The organism is Saccharothrix sp. NBAS 001, assembly GCF_056640475.1.
In genome coordinates this window covers 4119112-4137809 of the sequence record NZ_CM153251.1, presented here as the reverse complement: position 1 = coordinate 4137809, position 18698 = coordinate 4119112, and the positions used below count along the sequence as shown (strand labels likewise).

At 71.1% G+C, this 18698-nt stretch carries 18 protein-coding genes; 7 read left to right on the top strand and 11 right to left on the bottom strand.

Annotated elements, in window-relative coordinates; all coding sequences use genetic code 11:
* Nucleotides 1-2 precede the first annotated feature (2 nt).
* A complete protein-coding gene (locus AC0HI0_RS17180) occupies nt 3-1322 on the top strand; it encodes a citrate synthase (protein ID WP_480934314.1) in 1320 nt (439 codons plus the stop codon).
* 57 nt (nt 1323-1379) lie between these two features.
* Here the strand turns inward: AC0HI0_RS17180 and AC0HI0_RS17175 are convergent, their stop codons facing one another.
* The 5 genes from AC0HI0_RS17175 to AC0HI0_RS17155 form a co-directional block, all read right to left on the bottom strand.
* Nucleotides 1380-2609, bottom strand: a complete 1230-nt coding sequence (locus AC0HI0_RS17175; RefSeq protein ID WP_480933378.1) for an asparagine synthase-related protein — start codon at nt 2607-2609, stop codon at nt 1380-1382.
* 322 nt (nt 2610-2931) lie between these two features.
* The gene (locus AC0HI0_RS17170; RefSeq protein WP_480934313.1) at nt 2932-3927 is read right to left on the bottom strand and encodes a GNAT family N-acetyltransferase; all 996 of its coding nucleotides are present in this window, start codon (nt 3925-3927) and stop codon (nt 2932-2934) included.
* The gene (locus tag AC0HI0_RS17165) at nt 3816-4727 is read right to left on the bottom strand and encodes a hypothetical protein (protein WP_480933377.1); all 912 of its coding nucleotides are present in this window, start codon (nt 4725-4727) and stop codon (nt 3816-3818) included. The genes AC0HI0_RS17170 and AC0HI0_RS17165 overlap by 112 nt, the downstream gene beginning before the upstream one ends.
* 80 nt (nt 4728-4807) lie before the next feature.
* Nucleotides 4808-5395: a hypothetical protein gene (locus tag AC0HI0_RS17160; RefSeq protein WP_480933376.1), complete on the bottom strand. Its 588-nt coding sequence runs from the start codon at nt 5393-5395 to the stop codon at nt 4808-4810.
* Nucleotides 5392-5547 carry a hypothetical protein gene (locus AC0HI0_RS17155; protein ID WP_480933375.1) on the bottom strand — a complete coding sequence of 52 codons (156 nt, stop codon included), beginning with the start codon at nt 5545-5547 and terminating at the stop codon, nt 5392-5394. Before AC0HI0_RS17155 ends, AC0HI0_RS17160 begins: the two co-directional genes overlap by 4 nt.
* Before the next feature lie 212 nt (nt 5548-5759).
* Between AC0HI0_RS17155 and AC0HI0_RS17150 the strand changes: the two genes are divergently transcribed.
* Complete coding sequence (locus tag AC0HI0_RS17150) at nt 5760-8816, top strand: AfsR/SARP family transcriptional regulator (RefSeq protein WP_480933374.1); 3057 nt, start codon at nt 5760-5762, stop codon at nt 8814-8816.
* Between the two features lie 142 nt (nt 8817-8958).
* Here the strand turns inward: AC0HI0_RS17150 and AC0HI0_RS17145 are convergent, their stop codons facing one another.
* Complete coding sequence (locus AC0HI0_RS17145; RefSeq protein ID WP_480933373.1) at nt 8959-9525, bottom strand: TetR/AcrR family transcriptional regulator; 567 nt, start codon at nt 9523-9525, stop codon at nt 8959-8961.
* A gap of 103 nt (nt 9526-9628) precedes the next feature.
* On the opposite strand from AC0HI0_RS17145, the gene AC0HI0_RS17140 reads away from it, so the two are divergent.
* Nucleotides 9629-10579, top strand: coding sequence for an NmrA/HSCARG family protein (locus AC0HI0_RS17140; protein WP_480933372.1), 951 nt, complete (start codon nt 9629-9631; stop codon nt 10577-10579).
* A 236-nt stretch (nt 10580-10815) separates the two neighbouring features.
* On the opposite strand, the gene AC0HI0_RS17135 is transcribed toward AC0HI0_RS17140, so the two are convergent.
* Nucleotides 10816-11433, bottom strand: a complete 618-nt coding sequence (locus AC0HI0_RS17135) for a LysE family translocator (RefSeq protein ID WP_480933371.1) — start codon at nt 11431-11433, stop codon at nt 10816-10818.
* 431 nt (nt 11434-11864) lie between these two features.
* On the opposite strand from AC0HI0_RS17135, the gene AC0HI0_RS17130 reads away from it, so the two are divergent.
* Both AC0HI0_RS17130 and AC0HI0_RS17125 read left to right on the top strand, forming a co-directional pair.
* Nucleotides 11865-12938: a pyridoxal phosphate-dependent aminotransferase gene (locus AC0HI0_RS17130; protein ID WP_480933370.1), complete on the top strand. Its 1074-nt coding sequence runs from the start codon at nt 11865-11867 to the stop codon at nt 12936-12938.
* On the top strand, nt 12935-13954 hold the full coding sequence (locus tag AC0HI0_RS17125) for a class I SAM-dependent methyltransferase (protein WP_480933369.1): 1020 nt from the start codon (nt 12935-12937) through the stop codon (nt 13952-13954). Before AC0HI0_RS17130 ends, AC0HI0_RS17125 begins: the two co-directional genes overlap by 4 nt.
* A gap of 19 nt (nt 13955-13973) precedes the next feature.
* Here AC0HI0_RS17125 and AC0HI0_RS17120 read toward each other — a convergent pair whose 3' ends face one another.
* Genes AC0HI0_RS17120 through AC0HI0_RS17110 form a run of 3 tightly spaced genes read right to left on the bottom strand, consistent with a single transcriptional unit; the run spans nt 13974 to nt 15112 of the window.
* Entirely contained in the window at nt 13974-14330 is a 357-nt protein-coding gene (locus AC0HI0_RS17120; RefSeq protein WP_480933368.1) for a tautomerase family protein, read from the bottom strand.
* A gap of 3 nt (nt 14331-14333) precedes the next feature.
* Entirely contained in the window at nt 14334-14867 is a 534-nt protein-coding gene (locus AC0HI0_RS17115) for a class I SAM-dependent methyltransferase (RefSeq protein WP_480933367.1), read from the bottom strand.
* Nucleotides 14843-15112, bottom strand: coding sequence for a hypothetical protein (locus AC0HI0_RS17110; protein ID WP_480933366.1), 270 nt, complete (start codon nt 15110-15112; stop codon nt 14843-14845). Before AC0HI0_RS17110 ends, AC0HI0_RS17115 begins: the two co-directional genes overlap by 25 nt.
* 629 nt (nt 15113-15741) lie before the next feature.
* On the opposite strand from AC0HI0_RS17110, the gene AC0HI0_RS17105 reads away from it, so the two are divergent.
* Nucleotides 15742-16278, top strand: a complete 537-nt coding sequence (locus AC0HI0_RS17105; protein WP_480933365.1) for an RICIN domain-containing protein — start codon at nt 15742-15744, stop codon at nt 16276-16278.
* Between the two features lie 259 nt (nt 16279-16537).
* Nucleotides 16538-16885, top strand: coding sequence for a hypothetical protein (locus tag AC0HI0_RS17100; protein WP_480933364.1), 348 nt, complete (start codon nt 16538-16540; stop codon nt 16883-16885).
* A gap of 175 nt (nt 16886-17060) precedes the next feature.
* Here AC0HI0_RS17100 and AC0HI0_RS17095 read toward each other — a convergent pair whose 3' ends face one another.
* Nucleotides 17061-18320 carry a hypothetical protein gene (locus AC0HI0_RS17095; protein WP_480933363.1) on the bottom strand — a complete coding sequence of 420 codons (1260 nt, stop codon included), beginning with the start codon at nt 18318-18320 and terminating at the stop codon, nt 17061-17063.
* Between the last annotated feature and the right edge of the window lie 378 nt (nt 18321-18698).

Genomic DNA, 18698 nt, shown 5'->3' with positions numbered 1-18698 from the left:
CTATCAGGAGTGAGGCAACAGTGACGAACGACTGGGTGCTCGACCACGGGGACGGGAAGCTGCCCCTGGCATCGCGAGGGGCAACAGCCGGCCCATCCGGGATCGGACTCACGAAACTGTTGCAGGAAACAGGTTCGGTCGCCTTCGACCCCGGCTTCCGCAATACGGCGTCCTGCGCTTCCGGCATCACCTACATCGACGGTGACGCCGGTGTCCTGCGCTACCGGGGTTACCCGATCGAGCAGTTGGCGGAAACCGCTTCCTTCTTGGAGGTGTCCTACCTGCTCATCTACGGCGAACTGCCGACCGGGGCCGAGCTGGCGGGCTTCGCGGAGCGGGTGCGCGTGCACACGATGCTGCACGAGGACATGCGGCGGTTCTTCGCGGGCTTCCCCCGGGACGCGCACCCGATGGCCGTGCTGTCGGCCGGGGTGAGCGCGCTGTCCACGTTCTACCAGGACAGCCTCGACCCGTTCGACCCGGAGCACGTCGAGATGTCGACCATCCGGCTGATGGCCAAGGTGCCGACCATCGCCTCCTACGCGTTCAAGACGTCGATCGGCCAGCCGCTGCTCTACCCGGACAACGCGCTGGAGTACGTGCCCAACTTCCTGCGCATGACGTTCGGGGTGCCCGCCACGCCGTTCGAGGCGGACCCGATCGCGGCGCGAGTGCTGGAAATGCTGTTCGTGCTGCACGCCGATCACGAGCAGAACTGCTCCACCTCCACGGTGCGACTGGTGGGATCGAGCAACGCGAACCTGTTCGCCTCCGTTTCGGCGGGCATCAACGCGCTGTTCGGCCCGCTGCACGGCGGGGCCAATCAGGCGGTGCTGGAGATGCTCCAGGCGATCGAGGACGGCGGGGGCGATGTCGAGGCATTCGTGAAGAGGGTGAAGAAAAAGGAGAACGGTGTCCGCTTGATGGGTTTCGGCCACCCGGTCTACCGGAACTACGACCCACGGGCGGCGATCATCAAGAAAGCGGCCGGCGAAGTGCTGGATCGCCTGAGCAAGCCCGATCCGCTGTTGGACATCGCGATGCGCCTGGAGGAGATCGCGCTCACCGACGACTACTTCGTCCAGCGCAGGCTGTACCCCAACGTCGATTTCTACACGGGCATCATCTACAAGGCGATGGGCTTCCCCACCAAGATGTTCACGGTGTTGTTCGCCCTCGGCCGCCTGCCGGGGTGGATCGCCCAGTGGCGGGAGATGCTCACCGACCCGGACACCCGGATCGGCCGTCCCCGGCAGCTCTACTCCGGTCCGGCCGAGCGGACCTACACCCCCGTCGGGGAACGCCGGACCGTACCCGCCTGAGCCGTCCGGGTTCCCCGGCCGCCCGCCCCGGCGGCCCGGGGAACCCGGGGCGGACGCTCAGCCCGTCCTCGCCCGACCGTGCGCCCACGCCGCCTGGAGCAGGAGCGCGCTCCCCTCGTGGGGGTGCGGGCGCCGCCATTCCCGGACGAGCTGCTCCGGGTCCACGAGCGCCTCGTCCACCCCGCTCCCGTCCCACTCGTCGACGAACGCGAGCGACTGGTCCGACCAGCACAGGCGTGCGAACGTCGCGGCTTTCGTCGTCCTCGCCAGCAGCCGCTCGGGCAGCAGGTCGGTGAACAGCGCGCGCATGATCGCCTGCCGGTCCCCGTAGCCGGTGCTGCCGCCGTGCCTCGCCAGCGAGTGCAGGAAGGCCGGGTCCATGAACGGGTGGTACAGGCGGGCCCCCGCCGACACGGCTTCCAGCGACCACCGGAACATGGCCACGTAACGGCGCTTGGCCCACCAGCGCACCCACTGGTCCCAGGCGAGCGGCGCGCGGACCGAGTCCGCCGCTTGGAGCCTGATGAAGTACTCGCGCGCGTCGGGGCGCAACCACGGCACCGCCCACACGGTCGGGGTGGCGGTCCCGAGAAGTCGCGGGGCCGACTTGTCGGTGATCGTCCGCAGCGACGCCCGGACGAGTTCGCGCTCCCGCCGGGCGCGGGGTGTCGCCGACCGGATCAGGTGCGGCAGGTCTTCCCGCGTGGGACGCCTCCGGCGCGCGACGATGTCGCCGATCCGCACCGAGGGCCACCGGCCGAACAGCCCGTCGGCGTCGAACCCCGTGATCACCGATCCGCCTCGCGCCTCCTCGAAGAGGCGGGAGAAGATCAGGACGTTGGGCGGCCACAGCAGACCGTGCCGGTCGATGATCCCCTGGGCCCGTGGACCGATCAGGTCGAATTCACCGTCGCTGCGCCAGAGGTCGACCTTCACCCAGTCCTGGACGCCGACCGCGCGGACGACCAGTTCCTGCCACTCGGTCTCGTCGGAGGTGGGCACGTCCCGGAAGCGCAGCGTCAGTGCGATGGGCGGTGGTGAACCCGACCGCTTCGCCACCGCCGTCGCGAGCGCGAGGAGGGCGGACGAGTCCCTGCCCCCGGTGAAACCGACGTAGCACGGCGGGTTGCGCACGGCCTGTTCCACCACGAGTTCGAGCGCGCGGCGCGGTCTGTGCGCGAGGTCGCCGGGGTCGGGTTCGGGGAGCCGCTTGTGGTACTCGCCGACGGACTTGCCGGTGGCGATCTCCAGCCAGGTCGGTTGCAGAGGGTGCGAAGGAGCGGTCACGGTGCCTTCCATGCGTCGGTCTGCGGGCCGTCGTCCAACGTAATGCCACCCGGTACCCGGCGACTACCGAAGCGCTACTCGCCGGGGGAGCGGGCGTGCGCTACCAGGGACGTTGTCCGCCGTGGTCCGCCGATCGGGTGGTATGACGACCGCGATCGCCCCGCGCGCCGCGGTGCACCCCGGCCCGTGGTCCCGCAGTTCGACGTTCTTGTCCGGAGTCCGGCCGCGTGGTCGCGCACCCGCCCTCCGGTCCATTGTGGAGGGAGGACGTCCGGCGCGTCGTGGATCGCCGAGCGCGCTTCGTCGGCCCCGGTGCGTCTTGTCAGGGCAGTCGGTCGGTGTCGCGGTTCATGGTGAGCAGGGTTCGGTCCGTGGTGAAGCCGAGGGCGTGGTTCACCCGGATCATGTGCGTGTTCTCCAGGCCCGTGGTGGTCTGGAACCGCTCGACCTCGGGGTGGTCGGCCACGACCCACCGCGCCATCGCCGATTTGACCGCCACGCCGAGCCCGTGCCCCCGGTGCGCGGCGAGCACGGCGGTGTCGCCCTGGTACCCCCAGTTCCGGCGGTGCGGCGGGACCATCATCTCGGTGACGGCCACCACCTCGCCGGTACCCTCGTGGACCGCGACCACGACGCGGTGCCGGATCCCCTGCGAACGCAGCTCGTCCTCGTGCCGCCGCACCTTGGCCACCGTCCACGTCGGGCTGCGGAACCCGCTGTCCTCCAGCGGAGCGTCGTGGATGGCCTCCCGTGCGGCCGAGTAGGAGTCGACCAGGTGCTCCGGTGCGGCGTCCTCCCACCGCTCCACGCGGTAGCCGCTCGGCGGGTCGACCTCCCACCGCGCGCGGTCCGCCTGCGCGGTCGACAGCGTCTGGACGACGATCGAGCGGACCGTCCGGAACCCCAGCGCGGTCGCCCACGGCTCCGCGGGGCTGCCGGGCTCCACCTTCGCGATCTCGATCAGCCGACGCCCCCGTGCCCGGCACAGGGCCGCGATCGTGGAGAGCAGGGCCGTGCCGACGCCGCAGCGGCGGTGTGCCGGATCCACCTGCACGTCGACCACCGCGAGCGCCGCGTTCTCCTCGTCGGTCGGGAAGTGCGCCTTCGCCACCCCCACCACCCGGTCCTGGTCCCGGGCGAGCCAGTGGACGGCCGGGCCGAGGCCGGGGAAGGGGGTGTCGAGGCGGCCGATGACGTTGTCGTAGGTCAACCGGGGTTCGTCGGGCCGGTCGAAGACCTGGCAGTCCGCGACGACCCGGTAGTACGAACGGAGATCCGCCGGTCCCGCGCTCCCCGGCTCGAACCGCTCGACGACCACACCGCCCACCCGGACCTCCCACCCTCGCTGCGGCGCACGACTCCCGACGAGGCGCCGACGACCAGGACACCGATCATGATCATGCCGAAGTCGGGCAGGCCCAGCAACGCCGCTATCGACAGGTGCAGCGCCGTGCCCGCCACCAATCCTGCCCGCCGCAGCCGGGGACCGCCCAGCAGTGCGCCGACCAGTGACACCTGGAGGGCCATGACCCCCCACGTGAGCAGCGCCACCGGCCAGAACGACGCCGCGAACCAGGTGATGAGGTCGCGCAACACCCGGGGGAACCCGAAGTAGGGGTCCGCCATGATCACCCACATCGCGCTGCCCTGTCGCCACAACGGATCAGTGAGCTTGGTCAGGACGGCAGACAGGTAGATCGTGGCGAGCTGGACCCGCAGCGCCCAGTGGGCCGCGAACGAAGCGCCCTGCCACCACGGCGACTGCGGTGCCGTGACGGGACTCCACTGCCACGTCCGGGTGTCGCCGAGGCACAACGGGACGAACAGCATCGCCGCGACCATCGCGACGCGATCGCCGCCGTTGCTCAACGACATGCCCGTGGTCAGGCTGAAGGACACGTACCAGTGCGGGATGCACGTCCAGCGCGGGCGGAAGCCGGACAGCACCGCGACCAGCGTCGCCACCGCCACGCCGGTGGCGAGCCCACCGCCGGCGACGCACCAGAGCCCGGCACCGCGGACGCCGTCGCACCGCACTCCGTCCGGTACCGCGTCCCGGACGACGAACAGCGTGGCGTCCTGGTTCGCCAGCAGCAGACCCGCCTGGGCGGCCGCCACCAGCGTGCGTCCGATCGAGAGCGACCACCCCCTTGGCTCACACCGCGAAACGGCCTGGGACAACCACCGCTGAGCCCGGTTCACCGGGCGCACCGCACGTCGACCACCGCGAGCCGCACGACCTGTCGCGGCGTTTCCGGGAGTTCCCACCGCGCCGGTGCGGACGCCCGTTCCGCGGCGATGACGAGGCGGCCGGCCAGGTCGACCTGGCAGGGCAGGTCGTCGATGACGAGCGCGCGTGCGAGATCGGTCGTGCCCGCGCAATCGCCCCGTGGCGGGCACGGTTGCCAGTGGCGGTCCGGAATCCGCGTCGCGATCCGCCGGACAGTGCTCAACCGGGCGTCCCGCAGGCGGTCGAGCCCGAGCAGCGACGCGCCTTCGTCCCGCCGGTGGACCGGGAGGAGGCTCCGGTCGTCGCCTACCCGGTAGGCGACGAACTGCTCCTCGTCCAAACGCGTGAAGAAGTTCCACCGCTGGGGCCAGAGCACGAGGTAGGCGCCGGCCCTGCTCGCCACCGAGGTGGCGAGCAGGGCCGGGGCGTGGTGGACGACGTGCGTGACGCCGAAGCTGGTTGCCAGCACCAGCGCCATGACGACGAAGCCGCGAAGGCGGGCGGCCTCCGCCGTCGACGGCCCGCCCCGAGGTGACGTGGGTCGGACCTCGGTCACCAGTCGTGGTTGGAGGCGTTGGGTACCTCGGTGATCGTGGTCGTGGGAGTGGTCGAACCACTGCCCGGAGCCCCTCCGGCCAGGCCTCCGGCGACGATCAGGCCCGTCACGACAAACGCGGACACGACGAGACCAATGGTCAGTTCTCGCATGACTTTCCCCCATGTGCGACTACTCCGGTTGAGGTCCGCACCCCCCGATGCGGGCCGCCGTCGAAGGTAACCGTGGCCGCTACTCGGTCGCTACCAGGCGACTACTCGTGGTAAACCGGTGAGCGGATCCGATCACGTGCGTGATGTTCGGCGTGGTCGGCCGTCACCGGGTTCCGATCGACATCACGTTCGTACGTAAGGTGGTCTGGTAGGTGATCGTCCACATCCTGGGCCCTCTGGAGGTGCGCGCCGACGGTGAGGCGTTGAGGATCTCCGGTGTCCGGCAACGCAAACTGCTGGCCCTGCTCCTGCTCGGCGCGAACCGGTCGGTGGCGGTGTCCCAGCTGGAGCGCGAGCTGTGGGAGGAATCGCCCCGCACCGCCAGGCAGCAGATCCACAACGCGATCGGCAGCTTGCGCACGACGCTCTCGGCGGTGCGGGAGGACGTGAGGATCGTTCGGGTCGAGACCGGGTACCGCCTCGATCTCGGCGAGGGAGCCCTGGACCTGCACCACTTCCGGGAGGGCGTGCGGCGCGCCGAAAACCTCCGGACCGCCGGCCGCACCGCCGACGCGGTGCGGGTGCTCGACACGGCGCTGGCGCTCTGGCGCGGGACGGCGCTGGAGGGGCTGACCGGGCCGGTCATCGAGGCGGCCGCGGCCGGTCTGGAGGAGCAGCGGGCGGCCGCGCTGGAGACGTCCACGTCCTGGCGGCTCGACGTGGGGGACACCGCCGCGGTCATCGGCGACCTGCGCCGCATGGTCGCCGACCACCCGCTCCGGGAAACCTCGCGGGAACTGCTCATGCGGGCGCTGGAGATGAGCGGTCGCCAAGCCGAGGCGCTCGCGGTGTTCGACGAAGGCAGGCGGGTGCTCGCCGAGGAACTCGGCTCGGACCCGGGCCCACGCCTGCGCGGCCGGCACGAGGCGATCCTCCGCGGCGGAGACAGCGCTCCGGTGACCGCCTCCCCCGAGGAGACCCCGGCACCGCACGCGTTCCTCCCGCGCGACATCCCGGACTTCTCCGGCCGGGCGAAGGAACTGGCGCAGTTGGCCGGCGGGCCCGACGGCACCATGCCCGAGGCCCTGGTGATCTCCGCCATCAACGGCATGGGCGGGGTCGGCAAGACGACCCTCGCGGTGCACCTCGGGCACCAGCTCGCGAGGAACTACCCGGACGGCCAGTACTTCGTGGACCTGCACGGGTTCAGCCCCGGTCTGCCCCCGCTCCAGCCGGAGCAGGCGCTGGACGCGTTGCTCCGCGACAGCGGCGTGCCCTTGGAGTTGCTGCCCGCCGACCTTCGCGGGCGCAGCGCGCTGTGGCGTTCGCGCCTGGCCGGAAAGCGGGTCCTGCTGATCCTGGACAACGCCGTCGACGCCACGCACGTGCGCCCGCTCCTGCCGGGCACGTCGGACGCGCTCGTCGTGGTGACCAGCCGCCGCAAGCTGAGCGCGCTGGAAGGTGCCCGGAGCCTCTCGTTGGACGTGCTGTCGCTCGACGAAGGCAGGACGATGTTCACCCAGGTCGTCGGTGATTCGCGCACTCGCGGCGCCGAGGAGGAGGTGGCCGAGGCCGTCGAGCTGTGCGGACGGCTCCCCCTCGCGATCCGTATCGCGGCGGCGCGGCTGCGGGACCGGGCGAGCTGGACGGTCGCCGACCTGGTTGGCCGCCTGCGCGACCAGAACCAGCGCCGCCAGTTCCTCCAGACCGGCGACCGCAGCGTGATGGCGGTCCTGCGCGTCTCGTACCGCTACCTTCCGCCCGAGCGGCAACGCCTGTTCCGACTGCTCAGCCTGATCCCCGGCGGCGACTTCGAGGCGCACGTCGCCGCCGCGCTGGTCGGCGGCTCGGTGGACCAGGTCGAGGGGGACCTGGACGAGCTGTTCGACGACAACCTGCTCAAGCAGGACAAAGCCGGCCGGTACTACTTCCACGACCTGGTCCGCGACTGCGCGGCGCAGATCGCGTCGGAGGTCGACGACGGCGAGGAGCTGACCCAGGCCCGGCACCGCCTGTTCGACTACTACCTGTGCGCCGTGCGGGAGTGGTCCGCCGGAATGGAGAACCGGATCTTCCGCGGCGACCTCCGGACGAAGTGGACGCCGCAGGAGATCAGACCGGTGCGGAGCACGGTGGAGGCCGTGGACGTGCTCGACGCCGAGTACCACAACCTCCTCGCGGTCGCCGCGTACGCCGCCGACCACGGCTGGCACGATCACGCGTGGCAGTTCCCGTGCGTGCTCCAGCCGCTGCTCAAGCTGCGCAACTACGGGGCCGGGGCGTACACGCTGTTCGAGAAGGGCGTCCGCGCGGCGCGGGTGACCGGCGACCTCTCGGGGGAGTCGGCGTGCCTGCAAGGTCTCGCGGCGGTGTGCCGGGAACACCGGACGGTGGCCGAGGCCTCGACGTACCTCGTGGAGGCGCTGGCCCTCAGCCGGCGGCTCGGGGATCAGGCGGGCCAAGCGGCGCAGCTGGTGGACCTCGGCAGGCTCCACCTGGCCGAGGACCGCCTGGACGAGGCGCGCGAGACCTTCCTCGCGGCCGAGGAGCTGACCGGCAAGGACACCGGCGCGGTGCTCGCCGCGGCCATCTCGAACAACCTGGGCGTCATCAACCGCGACCTGGGGCGCTACGACGAGGCGCTCGACTACCTCCAGAAGTCGTTGGCGATCACGGCGCGCGGCGGCTTCCCCCACGCGGCCCCGCTGACGACGTGGAGCGTCGGTCTGGTGCTGCACTGGCGCGGGGACCACGAGGCGGCGATGGCGGTGTTCCAGAGGATCCGGGAGATGAGCACCGCCGAGAACTTCCTGCACGGCGAAGCCATCGGCCTGCTGGGGCTGAGCGCCGTGCGGAGGACGCTGGGCGACCTGGACGAGTCCCTCGACCTCGGCCGCCGGTCGCTGACGCTGGCGCGGCAGCTGGGGCTGCCGAAGCTGGAGTGCGAGGTGCTCAACGCCGTCGGCGAGTCGGCTCTCGCGGCCGGTGACCTGGAGCACGCGCACAAGGTGTTCGACCTGGCGGAGGAGCGTTCCCGGGCGAATTCCCTGAGCCGTCAGGAGGCGCGCAGCCTGGAAGGGCTGGCGCACGTCGCCTTGGCGAACGGCAAGTCGGCCGAGGCGGAGGCGTACTGGTTGCGGGCGGAGGCGCTCTACCCGCCGATGATCGTCGACGTCCAGTACATCCACCGCCACCTCGCCGCCCTCGGGAACAAGGTCGCGACCAGTTGCTTCCGCTGCGTGTCCGCCGAGGTCGTCCACCCGACGTGACGGAAGAGGGCGTTCAGGGCCTCGGACGACCTCGTCGCCCCGGCGCGACAAGCGCGAGCCGAAGGTGTCGAAGCGGCCCGCGCGGCTGCGACGCCGCCGGGGCCCGGTGGTGGCCCGAGTCGCGGGCGGCAGTCGGCCTCGGTCAGGTCTGCGGGCTCAGTCCTGCCACGGCCAATCGGAAAAGGCGGTTCGCACGGGCGGCGGGGCCGGGGTGGTGTTCGGTGGCCAGGACGATGCCGACCGCCAGCGTGATCAGGTCGTTGACGGTGACGTCCGGTGCCACCGCGCCGTCCTGTGCGGCGCGGCGCAGCAGCGGGTCCGCCGCCTCCTCCAGCTTCGCCGAGCAGCTGTTCTCGTGGACGGGGTCGGGTTCGGCACCGTCGTAGGCCAGTGCCGCCGCCAGTCCCCGGGCGGAGACGCAGTACGCCACGACGTCGCTCAACCACGCCAGCAGCGCTTCCCGGCTGTCGTGCTCGTCGGCCAGCTCGTGGGCGCGGACGCACAGGGCCTCGATCCGTTCCCGGGAGACCGCCTCCAGCAGCGCGCGACGGGTGGGGAAGTGCCGGCGCACGGTCGCCGAGCCGACTCCGGCGGTGCGGGCGATCTGTTCCAGGGAGGCGTCGGCACCACGCGCGGCGACTTCCGCCTCGGCCACGGCGAGGATGCGGGCGTGGTTGCGCCGGGCGTCGGCGCGCCGGCTGTCCGGCATGGCGTCATCTCCGAGCTTGCCAAGTGGCGGGGGCCGCCATATCGTAGCGGACTGAAAACGGCGGGCCCCGCCGTTTAAGTGTCGAGTGGTTCGGAGAGACGCCATGTCCGCAGCACCCGCAGGTTCCGGAGAGTCCCCTGGGGTCGCGCCCGTCCTGGTCACCGGAGTCACCGGACGGCAGGGCGGTGCCACGGCCCGCGCCCTGCTCGCCGCGGGGGTTCCCGTCCGCGCCCTGGTGCGTGACCCGGCCACCGACCGGGCCAGGGCCGTCGAGGCGCTCGGCGTCGAGCTGGTCACCGGAGACCTCCACGACCGCGAGTCGCTGGTCCGGGCCGCCGAGGGTGCCCGCGCCGTCTTCTCCGTGCAGATGCCCGCCGCGACGGCGACGGGCTTCGACTTCGCCGGGGAGGTGACCCAGGGCGTCAACCTCGTCGAGGCCGCGAAGTCCGCCGGAGTGCCGCAGTTCGTGCACACCTCCGTCAGCGGCGCGGGGCAGCACACCTCGGCTCCCGGCTGGGCCGAAGGGCGCTGGACCTCGATGGAACCCACCCTCGGTGCCAAGGCCGCGATCCAGGACCGGGTCCGCTCCGCCGGCTTCCCCCACTGGACGCTGGTCAAGCCGGCCTTCTTCATGGAGAACTTCCTCCCGTCGATGGGATTCCTGTTCCCGCGCGGCATCGACGGCGGCCTGGTGAGCGTCCTGCACCCGGACACCCGGCTGTCCCTCATCGCGGTGGAGGACATCGGCCGAGCCGCGGCGGCGGCCATCACCGCACCGGAGAACTTCGACGGGGTCGAGCTGGAGCTGGCGGGCGACCACCTCTCGATGACCGAGATCGCCGAAGTCCTCTCCCGCACCCTGGGCACGCGGCTGTCCGCGCCGGACATGACCGAGCGGGAAGCCCTCGCCGCCGGGATGCCGCCGATGGGCGCTTCGCACGAATGGCTCAACGTGGCCGGCCAACCGGCCCGTCCGCACCACGCCGAGGATCTCGGCATCCCGCTCACCCGCTTCGACACCTGGGCGCGGGAGCACCTGAATCCCGACGCCTGACACAGGGGCCACGCCAGGGGGCGCATGGACGCGCGATGAACAGTCGACACCGCGCTCCTCCGCCTGGCCGGCAGCCTGGGAACCGTTCTGCCGCAACGCAAACAGGTCGCCTTCTCGCCGGGTCCCGGTCCCGATGCCCGGCATCGGGACCAGGGCCTCTGGCCGCCTGCGCCGACACCCCCGGTCGCCCGCAGCCCCGTCCGACCCGGACGCGACCAGGGCGGCACGCCCTCCGCTCAGGCTCCCCGGCCGTTGAGCGCGACGCCCACCCCGACCCCGATCATGGTGAGCCCGCCGGCCCTGGCCACCGCCTGGATCCTCTTGGGCGACTTGGCGAACCACGTGCGGACACCGCCCGCCGCGAGGCCCCACGCGATGCCCGCCAGGAACGTGATGACCGAGAAGATGGTGCCCAGCACCAGCATCTGCGTCGGCACGCCACCGCGCGGCAGGTCGACGAACTGGGGGATCACCGCCGTCAGGAACAACACCGTCTTCGGGTTCGCGACACCGACCAGGAACCCGTCCAGCACCGCCCGGCGGGTGCCCCGGACCCCGGTCGCCCGGTCGTGCCCGATGTCGGAGGTCCGCCGCACCAGCGCCTTCACCCCGAGGTACACCAGGTAGGCCACGCCCGCGAACTTCACGACCGTGTAGACCAGGACCGACTGCTCCAGGACCGTGCCGAGACCGACCGCCACCCCGACCGCCAGGACGAGCGTGCCCGCCTGGTCGCCGACGGCGGTGGCCAGCGCGACCCGCCGGCCGTGCGCGAGCGCGCGGCCCACCAGGAACAGCACGCTGGGGCCCGGGACGACGGCGATGAGCGCCGACGTGAGAACGAAGGCGATCAACTGCGAAAATGACACCACAGGCCGATACTACTTCGGCCGGCACCTCTCCACCACCCGGAACAGTCGGTCGCCGAACTTTCCGAAAACGAGCCGCGGGCACCGCCAATTACCGCTTCGGTCGCCCCGTCACACATATAGGCTATTGATGGACCACGGGGCCGCTGGTTGACTTGGCAGCGCATTCGGGAGAGCCTGGCGAACAACGCCCTCCGCCGGTCGACCAGCACCACCGCCAGCCTCTTGACCAGGCAGAATCGCCCTCACGAGGCCATTCACACAACCCCGGCGTGACGCCCGGGAGCCTCCTTCCAGCCAATTTCCAGCCGAGCGGAAAAACCTGCCGCACCGGCACGCCCGCACGAGTGTCGCGGCCGGTCGGACCGGCTGCGGACCACGGAAATTCCTTCCGCCATCCAGTCCGGGGGACAGTTTTGCGCACCCACTCCACAACACGCACCGAGCACGCCGGTCGTTTACACCTCAACGAGAATCCGCTGGGCGCCAGCCCGGACGCCGTCGCGGCGGCGGAAGCCGAATTGCGCAACATCAACCGGTACCCGGATCCCGCGCACACCGACCTCGTCGGGGCCATCGCGCGGCACCACCAGGTCGGCGAGGACCGGGTGGCGGTGGGCAACGGGACCGACGAGATCATCCTGATGCTCGCGCTGGCCCGCCGCGCCGACCCGCGACCGGCGGCCGTCACCGGCCTGACCTTCCGCAGCTACCCGAAGAGCCTGCGCGCCGTCGGCGTGCCCTACCTCGAACTCCCACCGCGCGGCTACCACGTCGACACCGACCTGCTGGTCGACGGGATCGCGCGCGGGCTGGGGCTCGTGTTCGTCTGCAACCCGCACAACCCCACCGGGTCCGTCCTGTCCGCGCGCGAGGTGCAGGCCCTGTGCGCGGCGGCCCGACGCCACGACGCGGTCGTCGTGTTCGACGAGGCGTACGCGGAGTACGTCCCGGAGGAGGAGTTCGCGTCGGCGATGCGGCACGCCGCCACCGGGCGCGCCGTGTGCGTGATGCGGACGTTCTCCAAGGCGTACGGACTGGGCGCGCTGCGGGTCGGCTACCTGGTCGGAGACCCGGACGTGGTCGCCCGCGTCGACGCCTTGCAGGACGCTTTCCCCTTCCACGTCAACAGGTTCGCCCAGGCGGCGGCCGTGGGCGCGTTGGCGGACCGGGAGTTCCTCGACATCACCCGCCGCCGCAACCAGGCCGCGAGAGCGCTGTTGTGCCACGGCCTGGACGACCTCGACGTCGAGTACGTCCCGTCGAGGACCAACTTCGTGCTGGTGCGGCTGCCCGGTATCGCCTCGCGGGTCGCCGAGGCGCTGCGGCGGTCGACCGGAACGCTCGTGCGCGACACCGCCGACATGGGACTGGCCGACCACCTGCGGGTCTCGGTCGGCACACCCGAGCAGATGTCCGCTTTCCTGCACGACCTCGGCCGAGTACTCGACCGATCCCAAGACCACCAGGCAGGAGCCGGACGACCGTGAGCACCCAGGACACCACTTCGCACGCGGACACCCTCACCGAAACCAGGCCGCTGACCGCGCGGGAGGCGTTCAACGGCACCGTCGCCTCGTCCGCCATCGCCGCGGCCTTCGAACTCGGTCTGCTGCAAGAACTTGCCGGCTCGACCGCCGTCGAACCCGAGGCGTTCGCCGCAGCGCGGGGGCTGCTCGTGCAGCCGGTGCGGGCCATCGCCTCGGTCCTCGCCCACCTCGGCGTGGTGGCCCGGCGCGACGACCACCTGACCCGTGGGCCGGCCTTCGACGACGTGTGGCGCAACAAGGGCTATTTCCTGTGGTTGATCGGCGGTTACGGCCGGATGCTGGCCGACGCCGCCGGGCTGTCCCGGGCCGAACCCGAGGTGCCCGCCGGCAGCCTGCGCGACGGTGCCGCGATCGCCCGCGCGGGCCGCGACTACGGCACCCGGTTCGTCGACCCCGGGTTCGAGGCGGTGCTGGCCGGGCGCGCGTTCGGCGACGTCGCCGACCTCGGCTGCGGCAGCGCCGACCGGCTGATCAAGCTGGCCGCGACCCGGCCGGGCGGGCGGTTCCTGGGAGTGGAGCTGAACCCGGACGCGGTGCGGGTCGCCCGGACGGCGGTCGCCGAGGCGGGGGTCGCGGACCGGGTGGAGATCGTGGCGGGCGACATCGCCGACCTGGACCCCGGCCGGTTCCCCGGCTACGACCTGGTGTTCTCGTTCTTCCTCGGCCACGACCTGTGGCCGGCGCAGTCCTGCGTGCGGGCGCTGGACGGGATCCGGCGGGCATTCCCGGACGCGAGCACGTTCCTGCTCGGCGACACCTACCGCTCGGAGCGCCTCACCGTGCCGGACACGCCGATCTTCACCCTCGGCTTCGAGTACACGCACGCGTTGATGGGCCAGCACATCCCGTCGGTGGCGGAGTGGCGCGCGGTGATCGACCGGACCGCGTGGCGGCTGACCGGCATCCACCCGCTGGAAATCGCCCACAGCGCGATCTTCGAACTCTCCGCCCGCTGACCGTCGCGGGGGAGCGGGGTCAGGCCGGGCCGCCCCCGACACCGCCGTCGTGGCGGGGCGTCTCGTGCATCATGATCTCCAGGTCGGCGGGCGGGATGCCGCACGCGGCGGGGAGACGTTCGTACAGCAGCCGGAGGAATTCCCGGCGGCGTGCGACCGGCCGGCCCTCGAAGGCCATCAGCTCGATGTAGGTGAACCGCTCGCTGTAGGAGTCGGAATAGCGGAAGTCCGCGTCGGCCAGTCCGATGAACCGGACGAAAACCTGGTCCGGCGCGATTTCCCAGGCGGTCACCAGGCATTCCACCAGGCGTTCGTGGAGCACGTCCCGGACGGCACCCAGGTGCTTTTCCCGGCCGTAGACGGCGATGTGCGGCACGGCTCAGCCCGTGAACGCGAGCGTGGCCACCAGGAGCGGCGGGTCCTGCTCGTCCACGTCCACCAGTTCCCACCCGGTGCCGTGCACCAGCTCCGCCAGCTCCTCGGCCGAGCACATCAGGTACCGCATGTAGTCGCCCACCACGTCCCGGTGCCGCACCCGTTGCCGCAGCAGCCCCGGCAGCTCACCGCGCTCCCGGTTGCGCTCCTGGTAGGCCAGGTGCAGCGGGTCGTCGGTGTGGTGCGGGTCGGTGCCCTGCGCCACGATCCGCGCGCCCGGCCGGGCCAGCGCGGCCAGCTCGGCCAGGAACCCGGGCGCGTGGTCGCGCGGCCCGAGCAACCCGAGGTTGTTGCCGAACAGCACCAACGTGTCGTACCGCTCGCCGGATCCGGCGTACCGCGTGGTGGTGGCCTGGACCTGCGTCCGGACGCCCAGCTCGCGGGCCACCTCGACCGCGCCGGGGGAGGGGTCCAGCGCGGTCACGTCCACGCCCCGCTCTTGGAGCGCCAGGGTCACCCGGCCCGCGCCGGCACCCACGTCCAGGACCGGCCCTCCATCCGTTCCAACGCCTTCTGCTCGCACGGCCACCACTTGTCCGGTCCGGCCAGGTACCACGCCGCCGGCCCGCCGCGGACGAACCCGTCGTCCCGCTCGACGATCTCCAGCACCGGTATCGGCGACCGCGCGCCGATCGACGGCACCGGCGCGATGCCCCGGTGCTCGGCGAGCGCGGCGCGCAGCACCTCGCCGAACGCGTCGCCGGTCCGCGGGCTGGCGGTCATTCCCGGATCCTCCTGGCGGGTTTTTAGGCGGTGCGTGCGGAAGTCTCCCGGAATGCGTTTCCGGGGGCCGACCGCACTCCACCTTGCAGGTGCCCGGCAAGGCGGAGCACCGCCATCCGAGTGAGACCGGAAATCACCGCGCCGACTCCTCGGAATCCGAGCGGTGGACCGCCGGTCTGGAATCCGCGGACGTTTCTCCCAATCGCACCAGCGGGCTCGCGTACGACGGGACCAGCACGCCGCACGCCGGCCGGCGCAGCCCGTTCCGGCCCGACCGGGTGGCCGAGTCCGACCGGGCCGGTGAACAGCCGGTCCGGCCCGCGGTCCGCAAGCGCTTCGCGGACAGGAGAAGGCGGACGCGACGCGCCGGTCCGGCGTTCGACCCTTTCGCCGTGTCGGGTGCGCTGCCCCGCAGCGGTATTCGCCATTGGGTGGAAAGTCGACGCATGCTCTCGTCTGCGTATTCCTGAGTACAGCTCACCTGCGTCCGGCGGGCATCCGGGTGGCGACAGTAATCCGTTTGGCGCATGTACAAATGCTCCATTGAGCCTAGAGTCCTCTTTGGATCCGGTGGCGCGGACAGCCGCCGGAATTGTCCAGACGGACATTCGTCGAAGAGGAGAATCGGAATGATCCCATCACGACGGGCAATGTTGGCGTGCGCTGCGGTCGCGGTCGGAACCGTGATGGCCGCCGGCGCCCCGGCGCAGGCGGGCGGCGCGGAGATCGGGGAGGCGACGGTGCGACTGGCCGCCCACGCCGACCTGGTCGCCGACGTCACGCAGTCCTCGCAGGCCGACGGGGCACCCGTGGTCCTGTGGCAGTGGACCGGCAACAAGAACCAGCGGTGGACGATGCAGTCGTCCCTTGACGGGTACTACAGGTTCAGATCCGTCAACAGCGGAAAGTGCCTGAACGTCAAGGGCCCCAGTACCGCCAACGACGCGCCGGTCGTCCAGGCGACCTGCGGCACCGCGCCCAACGAGCTGTGGAAGTTGACCCGCAAGGCCATCGGCTACCAGTTCGTCAACAAGAACAGCGGCAAGTGCCTCAACGTCCAGTACGGCGCCGGGCTGGGCAACGCGCTCGTCCAGTACACCTGCTCGCCCGACGGCGCGGAGAACGACGTCTGGCTGGCCGTCTGGGAGGAGCCGCCCACGAGCTGAGGTCCGGCCGCACCCGCGACCCCCGCACTTGTCGCACGGGGCAGCGGACTCGGGTTCCTCCCGGTGGCACCTGCCCGGGAGGAACCCCGCCGGGTGCTCGGAAGTCGGACTCGTCAAATGCCTTCGATGTATTCGGGTGTCCATTCCGACGAGACACATCACCTGCGCGTGGGAACTTGGGGGTTTCCACGCGCGACCGGCCGCGCCCGGTGTGATGGTGGGCCGGCTTGAAGGTGTCCGATGAGAGAGGGATTCCAAGGTGAACAAGCTGTCCCGCGTTGTGCTTCCCGCCGTCGTCGCGGTCGCGGCGGTGGTGATCGGTTCCGTTCCGGCGGTGGCCGTCGCGCCCGCACCGTTCTTGCGGCTGTACGCCGAGCGCAACCAGCAGGGTTTCTACCAGCAGGTCAACGCCCAGCCGGGGTGTGTGACCCTCGACCAGCCCACTCCGACGTTGTCGGCGGCGAACCTGACCCGGCGGTACGACGCCCACCTGTTCACCGACCCCGAGTGCGAGGACAGCCCGGTCGCCTCGATCCGCTCGGAGAGCGGTACCGAGTTGCGCAGGCAGCAGTGGGTGGCCTCGGTCTACTTCGAGCAGATCGGCTGACCCACCTCGGCTGGCGTCCGGGCCGCCCCGAGAGGACGGTCCGGACCGGCCGGCGGTGTGCGCAGCTACTGCGCCAGGGGGATTCGTCGCGTATGCGGGCTGATCGAGTGCCCATTCCGAGCGCGGCCTCCGGTGCAGCGGGACGCCGCAAGCGGTGTCGGATCGGGGTGCGGGTTCAGTGGAACTCAAGGCCCCGGTAGCCCTGTCCTCCTGGGCAGAATTGGCCTGCGCCCTCTTGTCCTTTCCGGATCTTGTGCCGTTTCGGGCCGTCGTTGTCGTACTCGACCTTCTGCCGGCATGCCGGACAGGTCTCCTTGGCGGGTGAGGCTCCCCGGCGCTTGGTGGTCGACGTCGCGGTTCGGCGAGGCTTGCTGATCGTCGGCGTGGGGTGCGTCGGACGGTCCTTGACGGTGTGCGTGATCGTCGTGCCGTTCGGGGTCGTGGTGGTTGTCGTGGTCACGGTGATCCCGTTGCGCCGCTTGGTCACCTCCTTGGTCACCGTCTTTCCGGTCTGGTCCGTGGTCGTGGCTCGCCCGGTGCGCGTGGTCGTGGTGGTGGTTGCGGGGGCTACGTGCGTGCCGGGACGTGCCGCCGGAGTCGCGGGGGCGACAGGCCGTGGGCCGGGTCCGGTCGGGGCGGGTCCGATGGTTGCGGGACGTGGGTGGTCCGAGGGGGCGGTTGGTCGGACGTCGACCGGTGCGGGGGATCCGAGGAGGTGGGGTGCAGGGCCGATGGCAGCAGGTATGGGGGCTGACTTCGCGGCCGCCTGCCTGCTGTCGGTGATCCTCCGCCGCAGACCGTCCAGTGCTCGTCGCCAGTTGCCTCGGACTTCGTCCACCCAGCGCTGGACGGCGGGCCCGGTCGCGTACGAGGTCGCGATGTCACCGTGGATCGGGGTGTCGACGATGTACTTGTGGACCTCGGTCCACTCCTCCAGCAGCCCGTTGTCCTCGGCGTGCTGTTTGAGATCGGCGAGCACGGCGATCTTGTCGTTGCGGGAGTGCCACAGGGCGGACGAGTGGGCGGCCAACGAGCCTTTGGCTTGGTAGTGGGCGGTCCACGTCACCAGGACCTCGCCGTGCAGGTGGTTCTCCAGCCAACTCTGACAGGCCGTGCACGGGGCGAGTTCGGTGTAGACGGAGAGAATGCGTTTGCGGCTTGTGTCGTCGGGTGCCGTGAGAACCGGTGGCCCGACACCGCCGATGGTGAGCCCGTATCCGGCGGCGTTCGCCGCGCTGACGGCGATCCGCTCGGCGTGCCCGGCCGCTCCGGGTACGCCGAATTCACTCCAACTGGTGAACTGCCTGGTGGTGGTGACGGAGTTGCCATCGGCGACGTAGACGACTGCGAAGTTCGCCGTGGAACGCTGCATGCGGCTGCGCGCCTGGGCTGCGATGGGGTCGCTTTGGACCGTCCCACCGCGGTAGCGCTGCACAGCTGCGGTCACCGCGCGGTTGCCTGCCGCACGTTGGAGGGCGAGCAACGCCGGACGTCGCACACGTGGCGTCGCACCGACTGAAGCCGGACGTACCGGCACTGCGAGGCGCTGCGGGTCTGCACGCATGTTTGCAGCGTGACTCGGTCGACACTGGACGCAACCGCCGGGACGGGTGGACAGCGGGGAAGCGGTGTCTGCCCCTGTCGACACCCGAGTGTGCGTCGCGGAGGCGACACGCCCGTACGGGCGGCACGTCGCCGGCCGCTGGATTGTCCATTGTGGATCACAAGTCTGTCCTGGGTGGACCTGTCGATCTGATCCTGTGGGACGTTCCGGGAGGCTACTATTATTCTTACTATTATTTCAGTGAGAATT